Genomic DNA, 24,056 nt, shown 5'->3' on the forward strand with positions numbered 1-24,056 from the left:
CAACCTCGCTCGTGATCCTCCCCTGTTTCAGTGGACACGGAGGTTACGTTGCCCAGCGCTGCTCAGCTTGCTCAGGCGTACGGTAGCCGAGGGCGGAGTGGAGGCGCTGTCGGTTGTAGTAGCCCTCGATGTAGGCGAACAGGTCGCGACGTGCCTCGTCGCGGGTTGCCCATCGGCGCTGATGGACGAGTTCGACCTTGAGTGTGTGGAAGAAGCTTTCCATCGGGGCATTGTCGAAGCAGCATCCTGTCCGGCTCATCGAGGCGACCGCCCCTACGACGGCGAGTTGCTCGCCGTAAGCTGCCGCAGCGTATTGGCTCCCGCGATCCGAATGACAGATGAGCCCGGCAGCTGGCCGTTGCCGCTGGGTGGCCATCATCAACGCGGCCAGGGTCAACTCGATGCGCATGTGCTCGCGCATGGCCCATCCCACGAGCTTGCGGGTGGCCAGATCCAGCACGGCCGCGAGGTAGAGCCAGCCCTCGCCAGTCGCCAGGTAGGTGATGTCGGCTAGCCAGACGCGGTTGGGGGCTGCCGCCACGAAGGTCTGCTGCAGGAGGTTGGGAGCGAGCGGCAGGGGATGATTGCTGTCGGTGGTGCACGGGCGATAGCGGCGGCCTGCCAGAGCCCGGATGCCGTGTCGGCGCATCAGCCGCTCGATGCGGCCTCGGCTGACGCCGCGTCCCTCCGCGCGCAGAGCGGCATGCATCCGCGGTGAGCCGTAGCGGCTCTTGTGCTGTTCCTGCAGGCGTCGCACGTCCGCCAGCAAGGTACGGTTCTCCTGGGCGCGGCGGCTCTCAGGCCGGGAGCGCCAGGCATAATACCCACTGGCCGAGACCCCGAGCACGCGGCACATGAGACGCACCGGCCAGATGCTTCCATGCTGCTCGATGAAGCGAAACGTCATTTCGGCACCTCCGCGAAGATGCCGATGGCTTTTTTTAGTATGTCGCGCTCCATGCGCGTGCGATCGAGTTCGCGCCGCAGGCGAGCGATCTCGGCGGCCTGATCGGCCGGTGAGGTCAGAGGCGAAGCCGCCACAGGCGTAGGCCCACTGCCGACCACACGTGGCGGGCTGTCCTGTAGGCTCGCGCGCCAGGCCCGCAGCATCGAGGGCTGGATGCCAAGCTCGGCTGCGATCTGCATCTGCGGCCGGCCGCTGCTCTCCAGAAGGGCCACGGCCTCACGCTTGAACTCAGGCGTGAACGTTCGTTTCGTTGTCCCCATCAGACACCTTCCAGCCCCCGTAGGAGCGTAGCAGAGGTGTCCACTCATTCAGAGGAAGATCACTCGAATCCACGCTGGAGCTCTGGTCGACGACACTGCGGCAGGCCAAGCAGCGCATCCGCCCGCTGTTTGCCGCCCCGAGCGTCGCCGCCTCCGCCAACGCCTTCCTGGAGGGCTTGCTTGGGGGTGAGCGGCGCAAGACCGGCTGGATGCGGGCTGAAGCTGCTGGTGATCCAGGCCCCTGGCGCCAGCAGGCTGTCCTCGGTCGCACGCACTGGGACGCGGAGGCGCTGCGGGACGTGGTGCGTGACTACGTCCTCGAGACGCTCGGCTCACCTGACGCGGTGGTGGTGATCGACGAGACCGGCTTCTTGAAGCAGGGCAGAGCCTCGTGCGGTGTGGGCCGGCAGTACACAGGCTCAGCTGGCAAGATCACCAACTGCCAGATCGGGGTGTTTGCCGCCTACGTCTCGGATCAGGGCCACGCCTTCATCGATCGTCAGCTGTACCTGCCCAAAGCCTGGGCCGGAGACCCGGCTCGAAGGCGGACGGCGCATGTGCCGGAGGCCATCACCTTTGCCACCAAGCCGCAGCTGGCGCTGGCCATGATCGAGCGGGCGATAAAGGCAGAGGTGCCGTTTGCGTGGGTTGCGGCTGACAGCATCTACGGGGTTGGCGAGATCGAGCTGGCGCTGCGCCGTGCGTACAAGGGCTACGTGCTCGGTGTCACGGGTCAGCATCGGTTCTGGTCCTGGGACCAAAACCTCGACGTCGCGGGCACCGCCGAGGAGATCGCCAAGGATCTCTCCAAGACAGACTGGATCCGGCTCTCGGCCGGATCTGGCACGAAGGGACCGCGCCTGTTCGACTGGGCCTACCTGCCGCTGGCCACGCTGCCGGCGGATGCGCTCGACGCCGCTCTTGATCAGAGCGTGTGGACGCGCGGCCTGCTCGTGCGGCGCAGCCTGTCGGACGGGAGCTTCTCCTACTTCACCACTTGGTGCCCGGTCGGCACGCCGGTGCAGACGCTGGTGGCCGTGGAGGGGCGACGCTGGGCCATCGAGGACGCGTTCGAGACCGCCAAGACGGAGCTCGGGCTGGCCCACAACGAGAGCCGTTCGTGGCACGGCTGGCACCGGCACGTCAGCTTGGTGATGCTGGCTTTTGCGATGTTGGCGCGGGTGCGCCGGTTGGCCAACGGAACGCCCCCAAAAACGCCGCTCATCGCCAAGCTCGCCGGTGCCGTGGTCCATTCAGGAGATCCGGCGCGTGGCGATGCGGCTGGCGCAGCGGCGCATTGAGCCCGCGCTCGTGCTCGCTTGGTCAGCCTGGCGGCGCGCCCACCAAGCTGCCGCCCGACAGGCGCACCTCAGAACGAAACTGCAACTGTAATGCTAAGGGCTCGCGGGACTTCTCATGTTCGGAGCACGGTCCGCAGCTAGGCTTTTTAGTCTTTTCCCCCCTTGAGCCTGTTGGGCACGCGGATGTTCATCTTCAGCCCGCCCGGCCCAGCTGGGCGGCTTTCTTTTGTGTGCCTGCTCACCAGCTGAACAATGGCCCCGAGGCAACGTTAGCTCGGCAGTGCTACGCGGCAGTAGGGTAAGCGAGACGATGCAGGGGTTGCCGAACATCAGGGAGACAGCAGACCTGCGGACCCTCCTGGATCGGCAGGAATGCCAGGTGCAGCGGGTCCACCGAGCCTATCAGGCGAACCCTGCACACCGGGCCCACAAGGGCCAGCTGGCGCGACAAGTTCTCGGGACTCGACTGGCGCCGCTGGTGTGGCAGATCCGAAGGGCCCTGATGGAGATCGGGGAGATCAAGGACCGTCCAGCACCCAGGGGTCTGCCGGCTCTGCTGGTCCAGCAGGTCAAACTGATCCTGCTGGCTCGGACGGTCCGAAGAGGATTACGGGTGCTGCAGGAACGCCAGGTTGTTCTGGATCGTCTCGCCCCGTTGGGTCCGCTGACCTGAACGGCCCGCAGGCCCAAGACCTGCATGACGCGAGCCCATCCCCTCAGGACAACTGCTCCTCGCCAGCATGCTTCTGTTCCGGGGTGAACTCGACCTCATCGTCGTCGAGAAGCTCGTCGAGTTCGTCGGCAAGGTCGCTCACCTGGTTCTCGGTCGCGAACAGGCGAATGACTTGGCGGTCGTCGGTCTCCATCGTGAGCTGGTATCCGCCGGGCACCTCCTCCGTGGAAACGCTGGCGAGAATTTTCATCGCAGACAAGGCCGTTCTCCGTCCTGATAAGCGAAGGGCAACGTGCGGCAATGGCGATCGACTCATGCCTCGCCGTCCCGGCGCCGTTCGTTCACGCTACGGGGCGGCCGGTGTCTTCATCATCGATGAGTTCGCAATCGGCCTACAGACGCCCCATCTACAAGCTACCCTCCGCGCAATCCCGTGCACTGGGTGACGACGGGGAGGCCATCATGGCTCATTCCACGAACAATGGCGCTGCTCAGGCGATTTCGGCGGTAGATTTCAACGAGCGCGTGAAACGCATGTTGGTCGACAAGCCCGACCCGAAGAAAGGGAAGCAGTATCAGCGGACGCAGTTCCAGTCCAAGCGGCCAGCCCCGCAGAAATAGTCCCACATCACCATGGAATTTGATCCGGCTGAACTGGCGCATCTTCGCGAGATGCGCTGTCTCTCGGAAGACGCGTGCGGTCACACCATCTATGCCGGCCTCACGCGTCTCGAATCCGAGGAATATTTCGCGCTGACGCGACCCGGCGGCGCCGATCGCCATGAGGGCGAAGCGTCCGGTGCTCATAATGCGCGACGCGCCCGTTTTCTGGCGCTGCATCATAGAATGAGGAACGCTCAACTCCAAGCCATGGCACGCGATCGAGCGGCGGGACACAACTTCAACGGACCACTTGGTGTCGCCGAGACGCCCAAAGATCCGGGCACGGAGGAAACATGAAGAAGCTCGCAACAATGACGACGCTGGCGCTCGTGTGCGCTGGCCGCGTCCTCGCTCAGGGCCGGCCGGCCGAAAGTGCGTCGGCAGCTTCCGGAAACGCCGAGGAGAACAACAAGCCGCGATCCAATTCAGCAGGCGGCGGTGGCTCCGGTGGCGGTCAATAAGATCGCGCTACGGATGGGTGCGGTGATTGAGGCCCGCCCGGTTCGCCGCAGCGGGCCCTTTATGTTGTGCCAAGGATGCCGCATGTTCCGGCAGCAACCATCAGACATTCGCCACGTTGAACCTCCAGATGCCGGACTGCGTTCGGCAAGGAGATTTCATGAACAAATTAGTAGTTGCCGCGGCTTTGTCGCTGTCGTTCACATGCTCGGCACTCGCTCAAGGCTTACCAGACGCGCGGGCGCCAAGCGCCACGGGGACTGTCGTTCAGGGACAGTCAAGCAATACTGGGTCTGGTCGTGGCGTAATCATTGCGCCAAGCGCGACAGGCGCTGAGACCATCACGACGGACTCAGCCGCAGGTGGGAATGCTGGCCAGCCTTCGCGCGCCGTGCCGCAAGGCAGTTCCGGCAGCGGGGGTAATGGCAGCGGTGGCCAGTAACATCTGAACGGCGCATCCCAACTCGACTGAAGCCCCGCAGGCTCACGGCTAGCGGGGTTTTCGTCGGTAGGGTCAGCGCAGAGCGAGCCGCGAGCGGGGAGCGCTCCACCACCGGGAGAACGCAGTGTGTGAAGTTTTCGACCTCCTGGACGCTAACCAGCGCGAGAGAGCTGCGCAGGTTGGGCTCGCCGATCTCCAAGCTGCCCTAGCCTCCCGAACGCCGGAAGAGCGTGCTGCGTTTTGGAAGGCGATCAATATCTACTACGTTCCACCACCCAAAGATGAGGACGATTGAATCGCGCCAATTCACGTCACCGCCTTCTCGCGCGGCTGAGTTGCTGAGGTCGAGAAAGCCGCAGGCTTGCTCCAGCAACGATGCCTCCTGCGCGCTGTTAGGTCTCTATGGTTACAATTTCCGTCATGATCGCAACTCCAAGCGGAGCACGCGTCCTGGCTCACTCGCAGGAGAGGGAAGCTGCGCTCTCTGGGGAGTCCATTTTGCGCAACCTCGAACGCGTCGCTCTGCCGACCGCAATCTGGATTCAATGCGCGGACCTCGCGATTGCCCTTCGGCTCACCGGCTATCTCAATGGCGTGCAGGAGGAAATGATCGGCGTGTGAGCGGCCGGTTGAGCACGTCGCGGTCTTTGCCTGAGCAGTCAGGGGCAGGCAGGCTCTGATCACCCACTCTACCACCCGCCCTTGTGCGCCCTGATCGAGGATAGCGTCTGGTACAAGATGAAGATGCGCACCGGTCTTTCCTATCGCACACGCGACGGCCGTATCGCCGGCCCCGTTCTCGCACGAGGTGGTCACTCTCACCCCTGGGAGGGGCGCGTCGAAGGTCTGGAAGAGATTCAATACTGGACTGACGACGGCCTTCTTTTCGCAAGCGGCGAGTTGCACAACTTGGACTTGGTAGGGTCTGTGCGGGGATCTGCCGGCAAGGCGATCGACCAAATGACGCTCGACGACTACCGGCGCGGCGTGGCTAGGCTTCGTAGCGCGTTCTGAAACCCTGTCTGTGGTTTCCGATGGCCGACCAGCGGACGCTGTTCGCCTCTGCTGGCATTTGGCGCCGGGGACAGGCGTGCGCGGCCCGAAGCGAGACGAGCCGGTCGAGGAAGAGCACCGGCTCTACAGCTTCCTGACGACGGAGGCGACCGGCGTGGTCGGCTCTGTACATCCGAAAGCGATGCCGGTGCTGCTGATCACCGAGGACGAGTGGCGCATCTGGCTTGAGGCACCGACCGAGGAAGCTCTGGAGCTGCAGCGCCCTCTGCCTGATGAGATGATGAAGGTCGTCGCGCGGGGCGCCCGCAAGGATGAAGGTTGAACGGCAGACGTAGGACTGCACGAGCAGTCCGCCCCGGAAAGGAGCCTTGCTGATTGTTTCTGCGCGCCAGCCCTTGATTTGCTTGCGCATATGATGATCTACGCCGCGTGAGGGCGCATGAACCATGGACTTACAACGTGACAGAAAATACTGAGGGGCAGAGCCCCGACTTCGTTGGGCTCGCAGCTGACATCGTCTCGGCCTACGTGTCCAACAATCCTCTGCCGGTCGCTGAGTTGCCGGCTCTCCTCACCAGCGTGCACGTGGCGCTGACCGGCCTCACGAGCGGCGCGCCTCAGGCCGCTGAGGAAGAGGTCGAGAAGGCCACGCCTTCGCAGATCCGTAAGTCGATCACGCCGGACGCCCTGATCTCGTTCATCGATGGCCGATCGTACAAGACGCTGAAGCGGCACCTGACCGGACATGGGCTTGATCCGCACAGCTACCGCCAGCGCTTCGGGCTGCCCAACGACTATCCGATGGTGTGCGCCAGCTACGCCGCCCAGCGCTCCGAGCTTGCCAAGTCCATCGGCCTCGGCCGCCCGGGCGCACGTGCCACTGAGGGTGAGACTGCCGAAGCTCCGACGAGCCGCGGGCGCCGCAAGGCGGCCTGAAGGGGCGACTCTACCTGGCGCTCCACTGCGTACTCGAGGATCGGTGATAGCTACCGATCCTCAACGTTCGGCGGCGTAGGCATCAGCCGGCAAAGCCGATCTGAGAGCAAGCCGGATGCTAATTGCTGGGCAAGAACGACGCCGATCCGTACGCACCACCGCCAATCTACCGGGGACAGCTACCTTCACGAGCGGTCGACAGGTCGCCTGCACCGTCGTGGATCATTCGGACACCGGCGCGAAGCTGGCCTTCACCTCGATCGGGTTGCTGCCGGAACGCTTCGAACTCACGTTTGGGGTGCGGAAAGCTCGGACAGTCAGCGTCGTGTGGCGGCGCGGGGCGGAGGTCGGCGTCGCCTTCGTGTAGCTGCTCATCGTCGGCATAACGGTCCGGCCATTTGGCATCCTGCTCAGCGCCGTTAGCTTAGGGGAAGGCACCGGCAGCGCGTCCAAACAGCGCCTGTCCGTCCGCTTGACTGTGGCGCTCGCGGGCTGCGAGAGGGCGGTGATGGACCCCACCATCCCGCCTGCCATCCTGTTCGGTCTCGCCCGTGACATCCTCCGCAACGAGATGGGCAAGCGCATCGAGCAGCGGCGATCTGTCGGACGAGACACGCCCGAAGGGGCGCGGCTCACGAAAGAGATCTCCACGCTGGTGGATCTCGGCAAGGATCTCGATGAGGCCACTGCCAAGCAGATCATCGCGGCTGGCCGAGCAGCGGTGGACAGCAAGCTGATGCCTCCAAAGATGGCGCGTGTGGATGCAGCAGAGATCCGTGAGCATCACCCACGACTGCTCGCCGACGACGCCCAGGTGTGGGTCGGCGCCGGCTGGCGGGGGATCCTCGACGAGGCGTTGGCCGCAGTGAAGGACCGTGACGTCCTCGTGCGGGTGGCGCGCGAGCACTGCGCGGGTCTGCACCTGATCATCGGTCCCAAGGCCGATTGGCTGGAGACCGACTTCGATGTTGCGGCCGAGGTGACGGAGCGGACGTGGTCGCGCTCCCTGCAGGTGTGCGAGACCTGTGGCTGCCCGTCAGCCGAAGGGCCATGGTCACGCTATCGGACCCGCTGCGCCGAACACGGGGAGGTCCGCTAGATATGTCAGCACTATACGACGAAGCGGTGGCTCTCACAGACTGAGGATGACGTAGACCTTCCATGCCGATGAAGTGCCCCACCCATACGCAATCGAGGTTGCGCCGCTCACAAAGCCCGAAGGGCAGTTCGGCTAGGCGATCCGCAAGAGCGGGAAGCTGATGGTGTAAAGGGCGGTTCAATTCCAGGCCGCCGTGGCGGAGCAAAACCAGGCCACTGGCGGCAGGTCGGCTGAACGCTGACGGCGCCGGAGCGAGCCTCTTCAGCCTTCGTCGTTGATCGTCAGGCTTCAGGTCGGCAGGACCTCGCCCGTCTCGGGATCATAGGGATTGGCGCTGGCCTGGTTTTGCTCCGCCGCGCCGAGACGGCTGCGCCGGATGCGGGAGGCTTTGAGGCGGTAGCTGTCGCCATTCAGGCTCAAGATGCTGACGTGGTGGGTCAGCCGGTCGAGCAACGCACCGGTCAGCCGCTCCGAGCCCAGAACCGACGTCCAGTCCTCGAACGGCAGGTTCGAGGTCACCACGGTCGAGCCGCGCTCGTAGCGCTGCGAGAAAACCTCAAACAGCAACTCCGCCCCTGTCGACGACAGCGGCACGTAGCCGAGTTCGTCGACGATGAGGAGCTTCACCGCGGCCAGCTCGCGCTGAAGCCTGAGCAGGCGGCGCTCGTCGCGCGCCTCCCGGAGCTGGTTGACCAGCGAGGCCGCAGTGGTGAACGTGACCGGGAAGCCCTTCTGGCAGGCCGCCAGGCCGAGAGCCAAGGCGATGTGGGTCTTGCCGGTGCCCGAGTTACCGAGCGCGATCACGTTCTCCCGGCCGAGGATGTAGCCGCAGCGCGCCAGTTCCAGCACGAGCATCTTGTTCAGCCTCGGGATGGCGGCAAAGTCGAAGGTGTCGAGGCTCTTCACCGCCGGGAAGCGGGCCGCCCGGATCCGGCGCTCGACCATGCGCCGCTCGCGGTCGATCAGTTCTAACTCGACCAGCCGCAGCAGGTAGCGCGGGTGGTCGAGACCGCTCTGAGCGCACTCGCGGGCGACCTTGTCATACTCGCGCAGCACGGTGGGCAGCTTGAGTTGCTTGAGATGGTGAGCGAGCAGGACGCCCGGCGTGGTCTCGTCACGCGCCGGGCTCATGCTGCCACCTCTGGCACCAACACCGCGTAGTCAGCCGCCACGGTGGTCCTCACCGTGGTTCTGGGCAGATGCGGATAGGCTGCCAAGTCGAGCCGGGGCGGTCGGCGTTCGAGCCGGGCGAGCGCGATCAGCTTGACCGCGTCGAAGCCCGGCGCCCCGAGCCGGATCGCCTCCGTGACGGCTGCGGCCACCACGGCCTGGGGCATCGCCTCCATCAGGCGCAGCACCTGGATGAACTCGCGCTTGCCCCGGTTGCCCATGCGCGCTTCCAGGAGGTGGCGCAGATGCTGGAACATCTCGGGCAGATCCCAGCCCTGGAGAGCCGCCGCCTGATCGAGGGCGTTCGGCTTGGTCTCGATCAGCGCGAGGTAGTGCAGCGGCTGGGACACGAAGATGCCGGTGCCGTAGCTGCGCGCGTGCCGGGCGATCTCGATCCCGCCGCACAGGATCACGACCTCGTCGACGAAGCCCTTCACCAGCACGTCCCGGAAGCCGTAGGCCGCGGGCACCGAGTAGTCGTTACCATGGTAGCGCACCAGCGCCGTCGAGGAGACGCGTGCCGCCCGCTTCTCGCACGGCTCCAGCGGCACCTCCGGCAGGGCCCGCAGGCCCGCGCGGTCGGCCAGGAGCCGCGTGCCGATGCTCTCAGGCCGCCGACCAGCTCGCTCATCCTGCCGTGCCCGGCAGCGGCGCTCCAGATCGGCGTTCAGCGCCTCGAACGAAGCGGCCTCCGGGGCCGGGGTCATGAAGTTGGACCGGGCGAACTTGACCAGCCCTTCGACCTTACCCTTGTCGTTGCCTTTGCCCGGACGACCGAAGCGATCCCGGAACAGGGAGTGGCTCACCAACTCGGTGAAGGCGCGGGTGCGCTCGCGCTTTCCGTCGCCGCAGATCTTGGCCACCGCGATCTTGGTGTTGTCGTACAGAATCGACAGCGGCACGCCGCCGAAGAAGGCAAAGGCGGCGACATGGCCGTCGAGGAAGGCTTCCGTCGTCTCCCGTGGATACGCCTTCACAAAGCAGGCGTCGGAGTGCGGCAGGTCCAGGCAGAAGAAATGGATCTTGCACCGCACGCCGCCGATCGTGGCCACCGCCTCGCCGAAGTCGACCTGGGCGTGGCCGGGCGGATGGGCGAGTGGCACGAAGGTCTCCCGCCCCTGCGCCCGGCAGATCCGGACATGGTCCTTCACCACCGTGTAGCCGCCGGCATAGCCGTGCTCGTCGCGCAGACGCTCGAAGATCCGCTTGGCCGTGTGCCGCTGCTTCACCGGTGCAGTCCGGTCCGCCTCCAGGATCGCCGCGATCACCGGGAGAAGAGGTCCGAGCTTCGGCTTCTCGACCGGCTTCGCGCGCGTGTAGCCCGGCGGCAGAGAGAACCGGCACATCTTGGCGATCGTCTCTCGGCTCAGCCCGAAGACCCGAGCCGCCTCACGCCGAGAGTTGCCCTCGATGAACACGAACTGCCGAACGGCCGCGTAGACTTCCACGGCAAACATCCCCAGCTCCTCTCGAAAGAGAAGCTTCTCCACTGGCCGGCTTTTGCACCGCCCGCATCAGCACCACGCTGACGCTCCAGTGGATGGTTTTGTCACCGCCCTACACAGCTCTCAGCGTCGATCAGAAGCCCGCGCTTCGCAACCAGCGCGTCTGAGAAGCCTCCCACACGCTCCTCGATGCTCCTGATGCTGCGCTCGTCGTCAGGCAGGATCATGAGAGCCGCGCGACCGCGCCGGCCGAACTCCGCACGCAGGTTCTCTACCTCTGCACGAACCCACCGCTCGACTGGGCCAGGATTGTCCTCCAGAGGCTCTGTCCACGCACGGTAGACCTCACCGGCCAAGGCCACCGTTTCCTTGTGGGTGAGCCTGCGAGGGCCTTCACGAACGGAGCGCCAGAGACCTTCAAGGTAAGCCACAGCCGCTGCCTGACGTGACTTCGCCTCCTGTGGATCGCGGGTGCGAAGAGAGGTGCGAATGTCCTTGGCCTTCTCGGAGATGATGAGGTTTGCGACCCCCTCGCCTACTGGAATGGCCAGCTTCATCCCACGGACTTTCGCGGCCACATCGGCCGGGATGCGTTGGACGAACTGATGGAAGGAAGTGCCCTTGCGCTTCATGGGGCGGGGCATCTGAAGGGGCATGTTGAACGCATCTGTTGAACAGTCAGATGCAGCGCAAACCCTTCAGGATCAAATGCTTTTTGCGGATCAGCGCTTTAGGTGGCTGATGGTGCCCAGGAAAGGACTCGAACCTTCACCTCTTGCGAGACTGGTACCTGAAACCAGCGCGTCTACCAATTCCGCCACCTGGGCCCGTCGACCGCGTGCGGTCGGCGTTGGCGATCGTTTAGGGGGCGGAGGCGGAATCGTCAATCGGGATTCCGCCCCGCTTCGTACGTTCAGGCGCTCGGCCACTCGCGGATGTCGACGAAGCGGCCGGCGACGGCCGCCGCCGCCGCCATCGCGGGCGAGACGAGGTGCGTGCGCCCGCGGGGGCCCTGGCGGCCCTCGAAATTGCGGTTCGAGGTCGAGGCGCAGCGCTCCTCGGGGCGCAGCTTGTCCGGGTTCATGCCGAGGCACATCGAGCAGCCGGGCTCGCGCCAATCGAAGCCGGCGGCCTTCAGGATGCGGTCGATCCCTTCCGCCTCGGCCTGAGCCTTCACGAGACCGGAGCCCGGCACGACCATCGCCGAGACGCCCGGATGAATCGTGCGCCCCTCCACGATCTTGGCGACGGTGCGCAGATCCTCGATGCGGCCGTTCGTGCAGGAGCCGATGAAGACGCGGTCGAGTGTGATGTCGGTGATCTTGGTGCCGGGCTGGAGACCCATATAGGCCAGCGCCTTCTCCTTCGACTGGCGCTTGTTCTCGTCGCTGATGCCGGACGGGTCCGGCACGCGGCCCTGCACGGAGATCACGTCCTCCGGGCTCGTGCCCCAGCTCACCAGCGGCGGAAGGTTCGCCGCATCGAGACGCACCTCGCGGTCGAAACGGGCGCCGTCATCGGTCAGGAGGCTCTCCCAGTAGCAGCGCGCGCGGTCGAAGGCCTCCCCGCGGGGGCCTTCGGGCGGTCCTTGACGTAGGCGTAGGTGGTCTCGTCGGGAGCCACCATCCCGGCGCGCGCGCCACCTTCGATCGACATGTTGCAGATCGTCATCCGCCCCTCCATCGAGAGGGCGCGGATTGCCTCACCCGCATACTCGATCACGTGGCCGGTGCCGCCCGCAGTGCCGATCTCACCGATGATCGCCAGGATGATGTCCTTGGCCGTCACGCCCGGCGGCAGCGTGCCGTCGACGGTGACGCGCATGTTCTTCGCCTTGCGCTGCAGGAGCGTCTGGGTGGCCAGCACATGCTCCACCTCGGAGGTGCCGATGCCGTGCGCGAGTGCGCCGAAGGCGCCGTGCGTCGAGGTGTGGGAATCGCCGCAGACGATGGTCTGGCCGGGCAGCGTGAAACCCTGCTCGGGTCCGATGATGTGGACGATGCCCTGACGCCGGTCGAGGGCGTCGTAGAACTCGATGCCGAAGTCGCGCACGTTCTCGGCCAGCGCCTCGAGCTGCGTGCGGCTCTCGGGATCCTCGATGCCGAAGCGGCGGTCCGAGGTCTGGACGTTGTGGTCGACGACCGCCAGCGTCTTCTCCGGGTGGCGCACCCTGCGGCCGGCCACGCGAAGCCCCTCGAAGGCCTGAGGGCTCGTCACCTCGTGCACGAGGTGGCGGTCGATGTAGAGGAGGCTGGTGCCGTCCGGCTCGACATCGACGACGTGGTCGTCCCAGATCTTGTCGTAGAGGGTGCGGGGGGCGCTCATGGTACAGGTCGCGTCTGGTGTGGATCTCGTCCGGTTGCCGGAACGGTCCTTCTTAGTAATGTCGCCGAGCCCGTTTCGGAAGTGGCAGGGCCCGGACCCGGGCGGATGGCAGCCCGGAAGAGCCCGCATGAGGCCCGATCGGCCCCTCGGCGCCGCCTGACGGGACCGCTCACGGCCGCTATATGATCTGATCACGTCCGCCTCGCGGCGGCGGTTTTTGCAAGTTCCGAGCCTCAGCCGTTGCGCCCCGACCTCCTCCTCCTTCGCCCGATGCAACCCCTCGTCATGGAGGGTCTGCAGCGGGACTTCGTCCTGCACCGTCTCGACGAGGCCCCGGCGCGGGACGGGTTCCTCGCGGAGGTGGGGCCGCGGATCCGGGCCATGGCGGTCAACGCGCACGCGCCGGTCGATGCGGACCTCCTCGCCCGCCTGCCGAACCTTGAGATCGTGGCGAGCTTCGGCGTCGGCTACGACACGATCGACGTCGGCGCCGCGCGAAGCCGCGGCATTGTGGTCACGAACACGCCGGACGTGCTCTCGGACGAGGTCGCCGACCTCGCGCTCGGCCTCCTCCTCGCCACGCTCCGCCAGATCCCTCAGGCCGACCGCTACCTGCGGGCCGGGCGCTGGCCGGAAAAATCGTTCCCGCTCACCGCCACCCTGCGAAACCGTACCGTCGGCATCCTCGGCCTCGGGCGGATCGGCCGCGCGATCGCCCGCCGTCTCGAGGGTTTCGGCGTCGACATCGCCTATCACGGACGCTCGCCTCAGGACGTGCCCTACGCCTATCACGCCTCGCTCCCCGACCTTGCACGGGCCTCGGACGTGCTGATGATCGTCGCACCGGGCGGACCCGAGACGCGGGGCATCGTGAACGCCGCGGTGCTGGAGGCGCTCGGGCCCCAGGGCATCGTCGTCAACGTCGCCCGCGGCAGCCTCGTCGACGAGGCGGCGCTGATCGCGGCCCTGCGATCGGGCACGATCCTCGGGGCGGGGCTCGACGTGTTCGCCGGCGAACCGCACGTGCCGGACGCGCTGACGGCGATGGATCACGTCGTCCTGCTGCCGCATGTCGGCTCGGGATCCGTGCACACCCGCGCCGCGATGGGGCAGCTGATCGTGGACAATCTCACGGCGTGGTTCGCCGGCAAGGGGCCGCTCACGCCGGTGCCCGAGACGCCCTGGAGCGGGCAGCCGTGAGGCGCGTCCTCGCCGCCCTGCTCCTCGCGACCGGCGCCGCGCGGGCCCAGGAGACGCCGCCGCCCCCGGAGCTGTTCGTGGCGAGCCTCCCCGAGACGGCCAGCGGCGTGCCGGGCACCTGGGACCTCTCCCGCGACGGCAGCACGCGCCGCTGCGTGATGACGCTGACCGGCGAGAGCGGCGAGGCGGGCCGCCGCCTGTTCTTCCCCGCCGGCTGCCGCAAGGCGCTGCCGATCATGAACGGCATCGCCGGCTGGCTCTTCACGGACGGCACGATGCGTCTCGTCGACCGCAACCTGCGGCCCGTCCTGATGTTCGCCCGGCGGCCCGACCAGAGAAGCCTCCTCGCAAAGGCCGAGACCGGCGAGGCCTACAGCCTCGTGCCGCTGCAGATCCAGGCGATGCGCCCGCCGGAGCCCGCCGCTTCCGGCCCGGCCGCGGAGGCCGGAGCGGCACCGCCGACCAGTACTGCCGAACCGACAGCGTCGGAGCCGGGACCGGCCCCGGGCGTCTATGCCCTCGACCGCTATCAGGACCAGGATGTGTGCCGCCTCTCCCTCGCGCCGCGAGACGGCGCGGCGGCGCCGGTGCACGTCCTCGACGGCTGCCGCGACAACGGTCTCGCGATCTTCGACCCGGTGACGTGGCGCTACGCCTCGGGCCGCCTCACCTTGGTGGCCAAGCGCGGCCACGTCGTGAATCTGGTGCCCATGGGCGACGGCCGGTGGCGCCGCGACCCCGAGACCGGCACGACCTTCCTGTTGCGGAAGATCGAGGGCCCCTGAGGCCGCCTCGTTTCCGGCTCCCGCTCCCTTATGCCTGCGGCTTCTGAGCCGGCAGCATGCGCTCGTGCAGGCCGTCGCGGCGGATGGCGACATGCCAAGCGGTCGCCAGCACGTGGAGCACGACGAGGGCGTAGACCGCCCACTGCCCGACGAGGTGGACCTGCTTAAAGATCGGCTGCAGCGCCTCGTCCTTGGCGAGGCCCGGAACGGTGAAGAGCCAGAAATACGGCGTGTCCCGGCCCGCGAGCGCGCTCAGCAGGTAGCCGCTCACGGGCATCACTAGGAAGATCGCGTAGAGCAGCCCGTGGTTGAGCCGCCCGAGAATGGTCAGGGCCGCCGGCGTGGCGGGATGCGGGGGCGCCGGGTGGATCATCCGCCAGACGATCCGGGCGATCACGATGGCGAGGATCGTCAGCCCCACCGACTTGTGCAGCACGAACATCGTGCCCTTGGCCGGTGCGTCGCGGGCGAGGCTCTCGGCAATCCAGGCCAGCGGCAGCACGGCGAGCACCAGGGCGGCGGTGATCCAGTGCAGCGCCTGCTGCGTCGCGGTGTAGCGCAGGCGCGCCGGTCGCGCGGTGTCGGCCATCCGTCCCCTCCCCCGCCGCGCAGCGGCTTCAGATCGCTGCCGCCGGATCGCCTCCGAGCGGGTTGCCGTCATCCTCGTTGCGCGTATCGCGCTCGTTGCGGCGCGGGCGGCGCTCGAGGAACGAGCGGCCGAGCGCCCGCAGGGGCGCCGAGAGCCGGCGCAGATCCTCGGCGCGCTCCATCACGCGCTCGCCGTTGCGGATCTCGCGGTCAAGGCGGGCCATCGTGCGGGCGAGCGACGGGTCGTCGTCGTCGAGCCAGGTCTCGACCACGCGGGAGAAGGCGATCACCGTGCCCTGCAGCTTCAGGCGCCCGAGCGGACCCTCCGTATCGATGCCGGCAGCGGCCAGCATGTAGCGGTGCGAGTTGAGGGCGACGCCGTTGAGGGCGATCATCGCGAGCGGGTCGCCGCGAAGCGCGTACGAGATCCGCCGCAGGGCCGACTTGTAGGGCGCCATGGCGTCGAGCCGGCGCATCAGCACGTCGAACAGGCGCTCGCGGGCCGGCTCGTCCGCGAGGTCGGACGTGTCGCCCTCCAACACCGTCCGATCGATCAGGCGGGAGAGACCGCCGAGGACGGCCCCCTTCGAGGGGAAGAGGTCGCGCATCTCGGCAAGGCTCAGATTGGCCTCCCGGGCGATGTCGCCGAGCTCGATGTCGTTCCAGGGCTGTTCCGCGGCCAGCCGCATCAGGGCCTCGACGGCGGCCTCGCGCGGCGGCAGTTTCGGTGCCTCCGGTCCGCCGGCCTTCGCCGCAGCCGCCTTCGCGCTCCTGCCCTTCGGGCTTCCGGACTTCTCCATCGCGTCCCGCTCCTCGTCGGTCGTGCCCTCTATGTAAGCGCCATTTTCCGATGGGGACCCCGAGCGGGGAAGAAAAAACGCCGCGCGGCGGCGCACTCAGCCGGCGAGCTCGCCCGCCCGGCGCTTGGCGGCGGCGACCGCCTCCCGCAGGAGGGCCGGCATCCCGTCGGCCCGCATCAGCACGTCGAGGGCCGCCGCCGTGGTGCCGCCGGGAGAGGTCACGTTGCGCCTCAGCTGCGCGGCCTCGGTCGCCTCCGCGTCGAGCAGTGCGCCCGCGCCGGCCACGGTCGCGCGCGCCAGGCGGGCCGCGATCTCCGCGGGCAGACCGGCACTGACGCCGGCCTCGGCCAGCGCCTCGGCCAGCAGGAAGACGTAGGCCGGCCCCGATCCGGACACCGCCGTCACCGCGTCGATGAGCGCCTCGTCGTCGAGCCACTCGACAAGACCGGCCGCCCGCAAGAGGGCGTCCGCGCGGTCGCGCTGCCGCGGCGTCACCTCCGGGCTCGCCGCCGCTCCCGTCGCCCCCCGCCCGATGCTGGCGGGCAGGTTCGGCATGGCGCGCACCACGGCGCGCGCGCCCGGCAGCCGCGCCTTCAGGTCGGCGATGGTCTTTCCGGCGAGGATCGAGACGACGAGCGTATCGGGACCGATCAGGGGGCCGAGGTCCGGCGCGGTCGCGGCAAGGCCCTGCGGCTTGATCGCGAGCACGACGGCCTCGGAAACAGGCGGCGCGGCCGGGTTGAGCGCGAGGCCGCGGGCGGCGCAGAGTTCAACGATCTCGGGCGAGGGTGCGGCCTCCACGATCGCGGTGCGCCGCGGGTCGAGGCCGCCCGCCAGCCAGCCGGCGAGCATGGCGCCCCCCATCTTGCCGGCGCCGACGAGGGTCAGCGATGCGGGCAGGTTCGGCGTCTCGGACATGGTGCCGCGACCCTACGCTTCGCCCTCGGTCTCGAAGAGCACGGCGTCGAGGGCTTCCCGCGCCGGCTTGCCGGCCCAAAGCACGAACTGGAAGGCCTGGAAATAGCGCTCGCAGGCTTCGACGGCCGATTTCAGCATCATGCCGCATTGCGGATGGGTCGGCGCGACGCCGCCGGCCAGCAGCAGGGCGTGGCGGAACATCACCACGTTGTCCGTCGACCACAGGTCGAAATGGCCGATCCAGAGCTGCTCGTTGACGAGGGAGACCAGCTTGAGAACTTCCTGACGGCGCCGCTCGGGCACCTTGAGATCGAAGGCGCAGGCGACGTGCAGGGCCTCCATGTCCTCGATCCAGGTGAAGGCCACGTGGTAATCCGTCCAGCGGCCCGCCACCGAGACCGACATCTCGTCCGTCTCGGCCCGGTCGAAGATCCAGTCGCGCAGGGAGGCGAGCCGCTCCACCACGTCGAGCGGATGCTCGAGCCGGTCGTGATCTTCGGTGTCGACGTGGAGCTGGGTCATGGCGATCCGGGCTGCCGGCCCGTGGGGGCCGCAGCGACAGGGTGAGAACAAGAAACCGGAGCGTCCAAGCACGCCGCGACAAGGTGAGAGCCGACCAGAAAAGGTCCAGCGCAGGGCGGCGAAAGCTTAGGCGTTCATGGTCTTCGGCGAATCAGGCGAATCAGTGCGTCCCTGACTATAGACCGCGCCGGACTCGCGTTTCAAAGCGGCCATCGCGACCGGTGAACAGGAAAGGGCCTATCCACCGCTGCTTCCTGTGCACAAACCCGAGGCGGTGGACAGGTCCGTTTGGCACCCTTGCCGAGCCCCGGACGGCGCCTGCGTCAGACTGACTCGGTGGTGCCGGCCGTCGCGTCCGGCCCGAGCTTGGCCTCGAGCGCGGCCACCCGCGCGGCGAGTCCGTCGTTCTGGGCGCGAAGCGTCGTGACGAGGTCGCGCAACACGTCGACCTCCTCCCGCGAGGCGATGTCCATGTCCCGGATCAGGCGCTCGAACTGCGCCTTCACGACGCCCTCCGCCTCCCGGCGCACGCCCTGCGCGGCGCCGGCCGCATCGGTCATCAGGCGGGCGAAATCGTCGAACAGGCGGTTGGAGGTCTGCATCGTCGTCTCCCGGAATCGAGCGATGCCGCGAGCCCGGCACGCGCCCCTGGCTGCGCGGATGGTCCGGCGCCGCTCCGATTCGGCGCCTCAACGGGACATAGGAATCCGCGGACTCGGCGGCAATCCGCGCGGGCCCCGCGGCGCCGCTTTCCACAACGCGTGGCGCCAGGCCGGCTGCCTCCGGAAACAGGCCGTTACAATTTTGCGCCCGGCACCCGGTTCCGGAGGCTCGGCCGCGCAAGGCATAAAGCGCCATGAAATTGCCCAGTCGAACCGGCCGATGACGACGACGCCCACGCCCCACATTCTCCTCGTCGAGGACGACCGGGAGATCAGTTCCCTCGTCGCCCGCTACCTGCGCGCCAACGAGTGCCGCGTCAGCCTCGCCGGGGACGGCCGCGAGATGGATCGCGTCCTCTCGGACGCGCGGGTCGATCTCATCGTCCTCGACCTGATGCTGCCCGGCGAGGACGGCCTGAGCCTCTGCAAGCGGCTGCGGCGCTCCTCGTCGATCCCGATTCTGATGCTGACGGCAAAGTCGGAGGAGATCGACCGGATCATCGGCCTGGAACTCGGCGCCGACGATTATCTCGCCAAGCCCTTCAACCCGCGGGAGCTGCTCGCGCGCATCCGCGCCATCCTGCGCCGGGGCGCCGCGACCGAGACGGCGGGCGACGACGGCGCGCGCCGCCTCCATTTCGCCGGCTGGACGCTCGACATCTCGCTCCGGCAGGTGCTGAGCCCGGAGGGCGCGCGCATCGCCGTCACGGGGGCGGAGTTCGACCTCCTGCACGCCCTCTGCCTGAGGCCGGGCCGGGTCCTCTCCCGCGACCAGCTCCTCGACCTGACGCAGGGGCGCGCCGCCGGCCCGTTCGAGCGCAGCATCGACGTGCTCATCAGCCGGATCCGCCAGAAGATCGAGCAGGATTCGCGCAATCCCGAGATTATCCGTACCATCCGCTCCGGGGGCTACCTGTTCACCCCGGAGGTGACCCGGTCATGACCGCACCGGCCCTGCTGACGCGGCTGATGGCACGCCTGCGCCCCCGCAGCGTCGCGGGGCAGATCGCGCTCCTCGTCGTCGCCGCGATCGCGGTGGCGCATGTCGTGGCGACGCTGGCCTTCGTGCTCCTGCGGGAACCCTGGCGGCCGGACGACCATCCGGGCGTCGCGGCCAACCGCCTCGCCACCGTCGCCCGCCTGCTCGAAGCCGCCGAGCCGGCCGAGCGCGAGGCGCTGCTGCGCAACGCCGCCCGCTCCCTCCCGAACCTGCGGATCGCCCCCTGGGACGGCCGCGTCCCGACCGAGGGCGCGGACGATCTCGACGACCATCCGATCGTCGGGCGCCTGCGCGACGGGTTCGGACGCCCCCTCGCCGTCGTCGATCTGGCGCCGAAGGACGCCAAGCGCGACGCCCTGCGGCTCGGTCTCGTCACCCCGTCCGGGGCGGTCCTCCAGGCGAGCCTGCCGGACGAGCCGCTGCGCTCGCCGCGGCAGGGGGCCATCATCTTCACCGTGGTCTTCCTCGGCCTGACCCTCGCGCTCCTCTGCGTCTGGGCGGCGCGGGCGCTGACGGCGCCGCTCGCGCGGCTCGCCGGCGCGGCCGAGGCCTTCGGGGCGCGCAACGACATCGTCTCCCTGCCCCGGCGGGGCCCGGAGGAGGTGCTGGCGGTCTCCCGTGCCCTGGAGCGGATGCGGGAGCGGGTGCGCCGGCTCCTCGACGACCGCACCCAGATGCTCGCCGCCATCAGCCACGACCTGCGCACGCCGATCACCCGCCTGCGGCTGCGGGCGGAGTTCATCGAGGACGAGCACGCCCGCACGATGACGCTGCGCGACCTCGACCAGATGAACGGCCTCGTCGAGGCGGCCCTCTCCTACGTCCGCGACGGCCAGGGCGGCGAGACGGGCCAGATGGTGCTCGTCGATCTCGCCTCCGTGGTGCAGACGGTCTGCGACGGGTTCAGCGACATCGGGGCCGACGTCCGGGTCGAGCACGCCCGGCACCTGCTGGTGCGCGGCCGGCCGGACGAATTGCAGCGGGCGCTGACGAACCTCGTCGAGAACGCGGTGAAGTACGGCGGCGCGGCCGTGCTGCGGATGGACAGCGGCCCCCGCGGCGCAGCGGTCGATGTCTGCGACGCGGGTCCCGGAATCCCGGAGGCGGAGCGCGAGGCGATGCTGCAGCCCTTCGTGCGGGGCGACCGGGCGCGGAACCTCAACGAGGCGAGCGGCTTCGGCCTCGGCCTCTCCATCGTCCTCGCCATCGCCGAAGCGCATCGGGGCCGGCTGAGCCTCACGAACCGACCCGAAGGCGGCCTCTGCGCCCGCTTCGAGCTGCCCGCCACCACCCAGAATGCGCCGGCCGCGCCCGCGCCCCCCGCCGCGCCGCCCCTCGCGGCGGAGTGAGGCGGCGGCAGGCCCCGGCCCTGCCCCTCGACGGCCGGGCCCGGCAGGTCTTCAGAACTCCATGTCGAGTTCCTCGATCTCCTCGGGCTCGTTCATGGCGGCCTCCGTCCACTCGACCATGAGGGGCCAGGACAGGATGGTGTCGCGGTAGGCGTTGGCGCGAGGGGGCAGCGCCACGTCGTAGGTGCGGAAGCGCGTGCAGACCGGCGCGTACATGGCGTCGGCGAGCGTCGGCGCCTCGCCGAAGAGGTAGGGGCCCTCGTAGCGCGTCAGGCACTCGTCGAAGATCGCCACGATCCGCTCGATGTCGCCCTTGGCGCCGTTGAAGATCTTGAAGTTCGGATGATGCGCCTTGAGGTTCATCGGCAGCGCCGAGCGCAGGTTGATGAAGCCGCCATGCATCTCGCCCGCGATGGAGAGGCAGTGGGCGCGGGCCGCCACGTCCCTCGGCAGGAGCTCGGCGTCGGGGCAGATCTCGTTGAGATACTGCGCGATGGCGAGCGTATCCCACACCGCGACCCGGCCGTGGGCGAGGCGCGGCACGAGGAAGGAGGGCGAGAGGTGCAGGAGCTCCGCCCGGGTCGAGGCGTCCTGTCCCGACAGGACTTCCGGCTCGAAATCGAGGCCAGCCATCCGGCAGATCAGCCAGCCGCGCAGCGACCACGACGAGTAGTTCCGGCTTGAGATCGTCAGCGTCGCCGCTTCCATCGCGTCTTCCCTCGGGCGCATCGTTTCCTTCGGACCGGGCGAATCAAGACTCGTGCCGTGCTCAAGCTTGACGCGAGGGCGCGGGCCAGCGGTCGACGTTTGTCCAGCTTGACATCCGCGCGCCGTCCGCCCTCGCGCGCCGTCACGGAGGAGGATCGCCGTCTGGCATGGCTTCTGCAATCCGTCTTCAGGTGATGCAGCGGAACAACAGCCTGCAGCTTCGTACTTTTTGCCGGTTGCGGCCCTTTCGCGCCCGGCTAATCCTTGGCGCGCAATGAACATGCAGCGCACAGTGGCGTGGCTGCCCTCCTCCACGGCCGTGACCGCTCTCTCCGAGGGCCGATCCCGCACGAGAGCCCGCCCCATGCTGTACGACGCGTTCGAGGTGCAGGCCGACCTCGCGGAACAGACCCGCGCCTGGGGCCGCGTCCTGCACGATGCGATCTCGCCCTGGACCCGTGCGGGCCACCGCGAGCCGGTCTCGTGGTGGGCGGCGGGCGCCCGCATGATGATGCGCGCCGGGCTGACCTTCGCGCGGCCCGCTTTCGGGATCTCCGGCGTTCGCGTCGGCAACCGCGACGTGCCGGTGATCGAGGAGCCGGTCACGGCCACGCCCTTCGGCACGCTGCTGCGCTTCCGCAAGGACATCGACGCCCCGCAGCCGAAGGTGCTGGTGGTGGCCCCCCTCTCGGGCCACTTCGCCACGCTCCTGCGCGGCACGGTGCGCACCCTGCTGCCGGATCACGACGTCTACATCACGGACTGGCACAACGCCCGCGACGTGCCGCTCTCGGCCGGCCGCTTCGGCTTCGACGATTACGTCGACCACCTCGTCCAGTTCCTGGAGACGATGGGCGAGGGATCGCACATGGTGGCGGTCTGCCAGCCGGCGGTGCAGACCCTGGCCGCCGCCGCCGTGATGGCGCAGACCCGAAACCCCGCCACGCCCCGCTCCATGACGCTGATGGCCGGCCCGGTCGATTGCCGCATCAGCCCGACCGGGGTGAACGCGCTCGCCACCTCGAAGCCGATCGAGTGGTTCGAGAAGAACCTGATCTCGACCGTGCCCCGGCGCCACAAGGGTGCCGGCCGCCGGGTCTATCCCGGCTTCGTGCAGGTCTCGGCCTTCGTGTCGATGAACGCCAAGCGCCACATGCAGGGCCATGCGGACCTGTTCTGGCACCTCGCCAACGGCGAGATCGACAAGGCGCAGGCGATCGAGACCTTCTACGACGAGTACTTCGCGGTGCTCGACCTGCCGGCGGAATTCTACCTCGAGACCGTGCAGATGGTCTTCCAGGATTACACGCTCGCCAAGAACGAGCTCACCTATCGCGGTGAGCCGATCGACATGCGCGCCGTCCGGCGCACCGCCCTGATGACCGTCGAGGGCGAGCGCGACGACATCTGCGCCGTCGGCCAGACCATGGCCGCCCACGACCTCTGCACCGGCCTGCCTCCCCACATGAAGAGCCACCACCTCCAGGCCGGCGTCGGCCATTACGGGGTGTTCTCCGGCCGCAAGTGGGAGACGCAGACCTACCCGCTGGTGCGCAACTTCATCCAGTCGCACAGCTGAGACGGCCGGCCTGTGGCAGCGCTGCAGCGCCCGCCGCCTCCCGCACCCTCGGCCGCCTGCCCGGTTGGAAGTCGCCCGCGCTTCGTGTAAGGGATCGGGTCAGGTGTGCATTTACGCGCCGATTCGAGTCCGTTCGATCGACGTCCCTCCCGGGTGCCTCCCGGGACAGGGGCGTTTGTCGATTTCCTGGTGAAGCCCCGGCCTCGATCCCGGCGACGCCCGAAAACAGATGTTCTAGAGGATCAAGACCGTTGCAGGTACTCGTTCGCGACAACAACGTCGATCAGGCGCTCCGCGTTCTCAAGAAGAAGATGCAGCGTGAAGGCATCTTCCGCGAGATGAAGCAGCGCAAGGCCTACGAGAAGCCCTCCGTCCGCAAGGCGCGCGAGAAGGCCGAGGCCGTCCGCCGGGCCCGCAAGCAGGCCCGCAAGACCGCCATCCGCGAGGGCCTGATCGCGGCCCCGAAGCCGAAGCCCCGCTTCGGTGCCGGTCCGCGCCGTCCGGGCCTGCCCTCGACCGGCGCCGCTCCGCAGCAGCAGGCGCCGAACGCGGGCAACGCGACCGCCTGATCCGGTGCGGGCCGTCGCGGCGGCCCGCCCGATCCTCCAAGACCGACCTCTCGATGAGGCCCGGCCGCCCTGCGGCGCGGGCCTTTTCGTTCAGGCCGCCCCTCGTCGGGCGGCCCGCCTTCAGGCCGCCCGCGCGGCCTCCGTCGCGTGCTCGGCCTGGACCAGCACGTCGAGGGCCCGCCAGGGCTTCTGCATGAAGACGGCGCCGGACGGCAGGCGGGCGTTGCGGCCCTCGTTGTAGCCCGAGGTGACGATGACGCGGACATCCGGCCAGCGGCTCTCGACCGTGCGGGCGAGCGAGATCCCGTCCATGCGGCCCGGCAGGCGCACGTCGGCGAAGAGCAGGGCGACGGTGAGGTCCGTCCGCTCCAGCACGGAAATCGCCGCCTCCGCGCTCTCGCAGGCGATGACGGCGAGATCCGTCTCCTCCAGGACGGCGGCGGCGAGATCGCGCACGGCCGAGTCGTCCTCGACCACGAGGGCGACGGGGCATGGGGGCAGAGCTTGGCCCATGAAGCCTCCTCTTCTCAGGTTGTTGATGATGCCTCGGGATACGCGCACGCCGCGACTGGGCTGCTGATTCCCATCCGCCCATGCTGCGCTGGCCTCGATCAACGGGCAA

Annotated in this window: 27 protein-coding genes, 1 tRNA gene and 2 pseudogenes; 15 read left to right on the forward strand and 15 right to left on the reverse strand. The window is 68.2% G+C overall.

Annotated elements, in window-relative coordinates; all coding sequences use genetic code 11:
* Positions 1-43: 43 nt before the first annotated feature.
* Positions 44-1,227, reverse strand: a protein-coding gene (locus DK389_RS08555) for an IS3 family transposase (RefSeq protein WP_418291967.1) whose coding sequence is annotated in 2 segments (ribosomal slippage) — positions 44-933 and positions 933-1,227 — 1,185 coding nt in all. Because the reading frame shifts where the segments join, the coding sequence is not laid out codon by codon here.
* Between the two features lie 74 nt (positions 1,228-1,301).
* On the opposite strand from DK389_RS08555, the gene DK389_RS08560 reads away from it, so the two are divergent.
* Together DK389_RS08560 and DK389_RS08565 are read left to right on the forward strand one after the other, a co-directional pair.
* Complete coding sequence (locus DK389_RS08560; RefSeq protein WP_109888836.1) at positions 1,302-2,528, forward strand: IS701 family transposase; 1,227 nt, start codon at positions 1,302-1,304, stop codon at positions 2,526-2,528.
* A 310-nt stretch (positions 2,529-2,838) separates the two neighbouring features.
* The gene (locus DK389_RS08565) at positions 2,839-3,201 is read left to right on the forward strand and encodes a hypothetical protein (protein WP_109888837.1); all 363 of its coding nucleotides are present in this window, start codon (positions 2,839-2,841) and stop codon (positions 3,199-3,201) included.
* Positions 3,202-3,244: 43 nt separating this feature from the next.
* On the opposite strand, the gene DK389_RS08570 is transcribed toward DK389_RS08565, so the two are convergent.
* Positions 3,245-3,460: a hypothetical protein gene (locus tag DK389_RS08570; protein WP_109888839.1), complete on the reverse strand. Its 216-nt coding sequence runs from the start codon at positions 3,458-3,460 to the stop codon at positions 3,245-3,247.
* Positions 3,461-3,615: 155 nt separating this feature from the next.
* Positions 3,616-4,044 carry a hypothetical protein gene (locus tag DK389_RS32220; RefSeq protein WP_162560573.1) on the reverse strand — a complete coding sequence of 143 codons (429 nt, stop codon included), beginning with the start codon at positions 4,042-4,044 and terminating at the stop codon, positions 3,616-3,618.
* A 113-nt stretch (positions 4,045-4,157) separates the two neighbouring features.
* Here DK389_RS32220 and DK389_RS33370 point away from each other — a divergent pair, with 113 nt between their 5' ends.
* The 7 genes and pseudogenes from DK389_RS33370 (at position 4,158) to DK389_RS08610 (ending at position 7,814) form a co-directional block, all read left to right on the forward strand.
* Positions 4,158-4,325 (forward strand): hypothetical protein, encoded by a 168-nt coding sequence (locus tag DK389_RS33370; RefSeq protein ID WP_194075176.1) that lies wholly within the window; start codon positions 4,158-4,160, stop codon positions 4,323-4,325.
* Positions 4,326-5,263: 938 nt separating this feature from the next.
* On the forward strand, positions 5,264-5,386 hold the full coding sequence (locus tag DK389_RS34940) for a hypothetical protein (RefSeq protein ID WP_257791935.1): 123 nt from the start codon (positions 5,264-5,266) through the stop codon (positions 5,384-5,386).
* Between the two features lie 117 nt (positions 5,387-5,503).
* Positions 5,504-5,779: a hypothetical protein gene (locus DK389_RS08590; RefSeq protein WP_162560574.1), complete on the forward strand. Its 276-nt coding sequence runs from the start codon at positions 5,504-5,506 to the stop codon at positions 5,777-5,779.
* 32 nt (positions 5,780-5,811) lie between these two features.
* A pseudogene (locus DK389_RS08595) lies at positions 5,812-6,101 on the forward strand (SOS response-associated peptidase family protein); the annotation flags it as partial.
* Positions 6,102-6,238: 137 nt separating this feature from the next.
* The gene (locus DK389_RS08600) at positions 6,239-6,715 is read left to right on the forward strand and encodes a Ros/MucR family transcriptional regulator (RefSeq protein ID WP_109888849.1); all 477 of its coding nucleotides are present in this window, start codon (positions 6,239-6,241) and stop codon (positions 6,713-6,715) included.
* 115 nt (positions 6,716-6,830) lie between these two features.
* A complete protein-coding gene (locus DK389_RS35560) occupies positions 6,831-7,082 on the forward strand; it encodes a PilZ domain-containing protein (protein WP_109888851.1) in 252 nt (83 codons plus the stop codon).
* Between the two features lie 141 nt (positions 7,083-7,223).
* Positions 7,224-7,814 (forward strand): hypothetical protein, encoded by a 591-nt coding sequence (locus tag DK389_RS08610; RefSeq protein ID WP_109888853.1) that lies wholly within the window; start codon positions 7,224-7,226, stop codon positions 7,812-7,814.
* 288 nt (positions 7,815-8,102) lie between these two features.
* Here the strand turns inward: DK389_RS08610 and istB are convergent, their stop codons facing one another.
* The 5 genes and pseudogenes from istB to leuC form a co-directional block, all read right to left on the reverse strand.
* A complete protein-coding gene (istB, locus tag DK389_RS08615) occupies positions 8,103-8,945 on the reverse strand; it encodes an IS21-like element helper ATPase IstB (RefSeq protein ID WP_109888855.1) in 843 nt (280 codons plus the stop codon).
* Complete coding sequence (gene istA / locus DK389_RS08620; protein WP_109888857.1) at positions 8,942-10,441, reverse strand: IS21 family transposase; 1,500 nt, start codon at positions 10,439-10,441, stop codon at positions 8,942-8,944. The genes istB and istA overlap by 4 nt, the downstream gene beginning before the upstream one ends.
* A 92-nt stretch (positions 10,442-10,533) precedes the next feature.
* Complete coding sequence (locus DK389_RS08625; RefSeq protein WP_194075177.1) at positions 10,534-11,061, reverse strand: DUF6538 domain-containing protein; 528 nt, start codon at positions 11,059-11,061, stop codon at positions 10,534-10,536.
* 110 nt (positions 11,062-11,171) lie between these two features.
* Positions 11,172-11,256, reverse strand: a tRNA-Leu gene (locus DK389_RS08630).
* An 86-nt stretch (positions 11,257-11,342) separates the two neighbouring features.
* A pseudogene (gene leuC / locus DK389_RS08635) lies at positions 11,343-12,754 on the reverse strand (3-isopropylmalate dehydratase large subunit).
* Positions 12,755-13,024: 270 nt separating this feature from the next.
* On the opposite strand from leuC, the gene DK389_RS08640 reads away from it, so the two are divergent.
* Positions 13,025-13,954 carry a 2-hydroxyacid dehydrogenase gene (locus tag DK389_RS08640; protein WP_109896169.1) on the forward strand — a complete coding sequence of 310 codons (930 nt, stop codon included), beginning with the start codon at positions 13,025-13,027 and terminating at the stop codon, positions 13,952-13,954.
* Positions 13,951-14,739, forward strand: coding sequence for an AprI/Inh family metalloprotease inhibitor (locus DK389_RS08645; RefSeq protein ID WP_236960750.1), 789 nt, complete (start codon positions 13,951-13,953; stop codon positions 14,737-14,739). Before DK389_RS08640 ends, DK389_RS08645 begins: the two co-directional genes overlap by 4 nt.
* A 28-nt stretch (positions 14,740-14,767) precedes the next feature.
* Here the strand turns inward: DK389_RS08645 and DK389_RS08650 are convergent, their stop codons facing one another.
* The 5 genes from DK389_RS08650 to DK389_RS08670 all read right to left on the reverse strand — a co-directional run bounded on the left by DK389_RS08650 (position 14,768) and on the right by DK389_RS08670 (position 18,169).
* Positions 14,768-15,328: a cytochrome b gene (locus tag DK389_RS08650; RefSeq protein WP_109888861.1), complete on the reverse strand. Its 561-nt coding sequence runs from the start codon at positions 15,326-15,328 to the stop codon at positions 14,768-14,770.
* Between the two features lie 28 nt (positions 15,329-15,356).
* Positions 15,357-16,127, reverse strand: coding sequence for a TetR/AcrR family transcriptional regulator (locus tag DK389_RS08655; RefSeq protein WP_194075178.1), 771 nt, complete (start codon positions 16,125-16,127; stop codon positions 15,357-15,359).
* 96 nt (positions 16,128-16,223) lie between these two features.
* Complete coding sequence (gene proC, locus DK389_RS08660) at positions 16,224-17,045, reverse strand: pyrroline-5-carboxylate reductase (protein WP_109888863.1); 822 nt, start codon at positions 17,043-17,045, stop codon at positions 16,224-16,226.
* A gap of 12 nt (positions 17,046-17,057) precedes the next feature.
* Entirely contained in the window at positions 17,058-17,567 is a 510-nt protein-coding gene (locus tag DK389_RS08665) for a type III secretion system chaperone family protein (protein ID WP_109888865.1), read from the reverse strand.
* 323 nt (positions 17,568-17,890) lie between these two features.
* A complete protein-coding gene (locus DK389_RS08670; protein WP_109888867.1) occupies positions 17,891-18,169 on the reverse strand; it encodes an accessory factor UbiK family protein in 279 nt (92 codons plus the stop codon).
* Between the two features lie 280 nt (positions 18,170-18,449).
* Between DK389_RS08670 and DK389_RS08675 the strand changes: the two genes are divergently transcribed.
* Both DK389_RS08675 and DK389_RS08680 read left to right on the forward strand, forming a co-directional pair.
* Positions 18,450-19,172 (forward strand): response regulator, encoded by a 723-nt coding sequence (locus DK389_RS08675; protein WP_109888869.1) that lies wholly within the window; start codon positions 18,450-18,452, stop codon positions 19,170-19,172.
* Positions 19,169-20,578 (forward strand): ATP-binding protein, encoded by a 1,410-nt coding sequence (locus DK389_RS08680; protein WP_109888871.1) that lies wholly within the window; start codon positions 19,169-19,171, stop codon positions 20,576-20,578. The genes DK389_RS08675 and DK389_RS08680 overlap by 4 nt, the downstream gene beginning before the upstream one ends.
* Positions 20,579-20,629: 51 nt before the next feature.
* Here the strand turns inward: DK389_RS08680 and DK389_RS08685 are convergent, their stop codons facing one another.
* Entirely contained in the window at positions 20,630-21,286 is a 657-nt protein-coding gene (locus DK389_RS08685; protein WP_109888873.1) for a glutathione S-transferase family protein, read from the reverse strand.
* Positions 21,287-21,650: 364 nt separating this feature from the next.
* Here DK389_RS08685 and DK389_RS08690 point away from each other — a divergent pair, with 364 nt between their 5' ends.
* On the forward strand, positions 21,651-22,865 hold the full coding sequence (locus tag DK389_RS08690) for a polyhydroxyalkanoate depolymerase (protein ID WP_109888875.1): 1,215 nt from the start codon (positions 21,651-21,653) through the stop codon (positions 22,863-22,865).
* Between the two features lie 251 nt (positions 22,866-23,116).
* On the forward strand, positions 23,117-23,434 hold the full coding sequence (gene rpsU / locus DK389_RS08695; protein ID WP_109888877.1) for a 30S ribosomal protein S21: 318 nt from the start codon (positions 23,117-23,119) through the stop codon (positions 23,432-23,434).
* Between the two features lie 120 nt (positions 23,435-23,554).
* Here rpsU and DK389_RS08700 read toward each other — a convergent pair whose 3' ends face one another.
* Entirely contained in the window at positions 23,555-23,947 is a 393-nt protein-coding gene (locus tag DK389_RS08700) for a response regulator (protein ID WP_109888879.1), read from the reverse strand.
* Positions 23,948-24,056 lie beyond the last annotated feature (109 nt).

It is taken from the genome of Methylobacterium durans (assembly GCF_003173715.1).
Classification (GTDB): domain Bacteria; phylum Pseudomonadota; class Alphaproteobacteria; order Rhizobiales; family Beijerinckiaceae; genus Methylobacterium; species Methylobacterium durans.

Bases quoted from the DNA above. Each gene is read 5' to 3' on its own strand.
- DK389_RS08565 (WP_109888837.1), top strand. From the start codon at position 2,839: ATGCAGGGGTTGCCGAACATCAGGGAGACAGCAGACCTGCGGACCCTC.
- DK389_RS32220 (WP_162560573.1), bottom strand. From the start codon at position 4,044: ATGATGCAGCGCCAGAAAACGGGCGCGTCGCGCATTATGAGCACCGGA.
- DK389_RS33370 (WP_194075176.1), top strand. From the start codon at position 4,158: ATGAAGAAGCTCGCAACAATGACGACGCTGGCGCTCGTGTGCGCTGGC.
- DK389_RS08590 (WP_162560574.1), top strand. From the start codon at position 5,504: ATGAAGATGCGCACCGGTCTTTCCTATCGCACACGCGACGGCCGTATC.
- DK389_RS35560 (WP_109888851.1), top strand. From the start codon at position 6,831: ATGCTAATTGCTGGGCAAGAACGACGCCGATCCGTACGCACCACCGCC.
- DK389_RS08610 (WP_109888853.1), top strand. From the start codon at position 7,224: ATGGACCCCACCATCCCGCCTGCCATCCTGTTCGGTCTCGCCCGTGAC.
- istB (WP_109888855.1), bottom strand. From the start codon at position 8,945: ATGAGCCCGGCGCGTGACGAGACCACGCCGGGCGTCCTGCTCGCTCAC.
- istA (WP_109888857.1), bottom strand. From the start codon at position 10,441: ATGTTTGCCGTGGAAGTCTACGCGGCCGTTCGGCAGTTCGTGTTCATC.
- DK389_RS08625 (WP_194075177.1), bottom strand. From the start codon at position 11,061: ATGAAGCGCAAGGGCACTTCCTTCCATCAGTTCGTCCAACGCATCCCG.
- DK389_RS08640 (WP_109896169.1), top strand. From the start codon at position 13,025: ATGCAACCCCTCGTCATGGAGGGTCTGCAGCGGGACTTCGTCCTGCAC.
- DK389_RS08650 (WP_109888861.1), bottom strand. From the start codon at position 15,328: ATGGCCGACACCGCGCGACCGGCGCGCCTGCGCTACACCGCGACGCAG.
- DK389_RS08655 (WP_194075178.1), bottom strand. From the start codon at position 16,127: ATGGAGAAGTCCGGAAGCCCGAAGGGCAGGAGCGCGAAGGCGGCTGCG.
- proC (WP_109888863.1), bottom strand. From the start codon at position 17,045: ATGTCCGAGACGCCGAACCTGCCCGCATCGCTGACCCTCGTCGGCGCC.
- DK389_RS08665 (WP_109888865.1), bottom strand. From the start codon at position 17,567: ATGACCCAGCTCCACGTCGACACCGAAGATCACGACCGGCTCGAGCAT.
- DK389_RS08670 (WP_109888867.1), bottom strand. From the start codon at position 18,169: ATGCAGACCTCCAACCGCCTGTTCGACGATTTCGCCCGCCTGATGACC.
- DK389_RS08675 (WP_109888869.1), top strand. From the start codon at position 18,450: ATGACGACGACGCCCACGCCCCACATTCTCCTCGTCGAGGACGACCGG.
- DK389_RS08680 (WP_109888871.1), top strand. From the start codon at position 19,169: ATGACCGCACCGGCCCTGCTGACGCGGCTGATGGCACGCCTGCGCCCC.
- DK389_RS08685 (WP_109888873.1), bottom strand. From the start codon at position 21,286: ATGGAAGCGGCGACGCTGACGATCTCAAGCCGGAACTACTCGTCGTGG.
- DK389_RS08690 (WP_109888875.1), top strand. From the start codon at position 21,651: ATGCTGTACGACGCGTTCGAGGTGCAGGCCGACCTCGCGGAACAGACC.
- DK389_RS08700 (WP_109888879.1), bottom strand. From the start codon at position 23,947: ATGGGCCAAGCTCTGCCCCCATGCCCCGTCGCCCTCGTGGTCGAGGAC.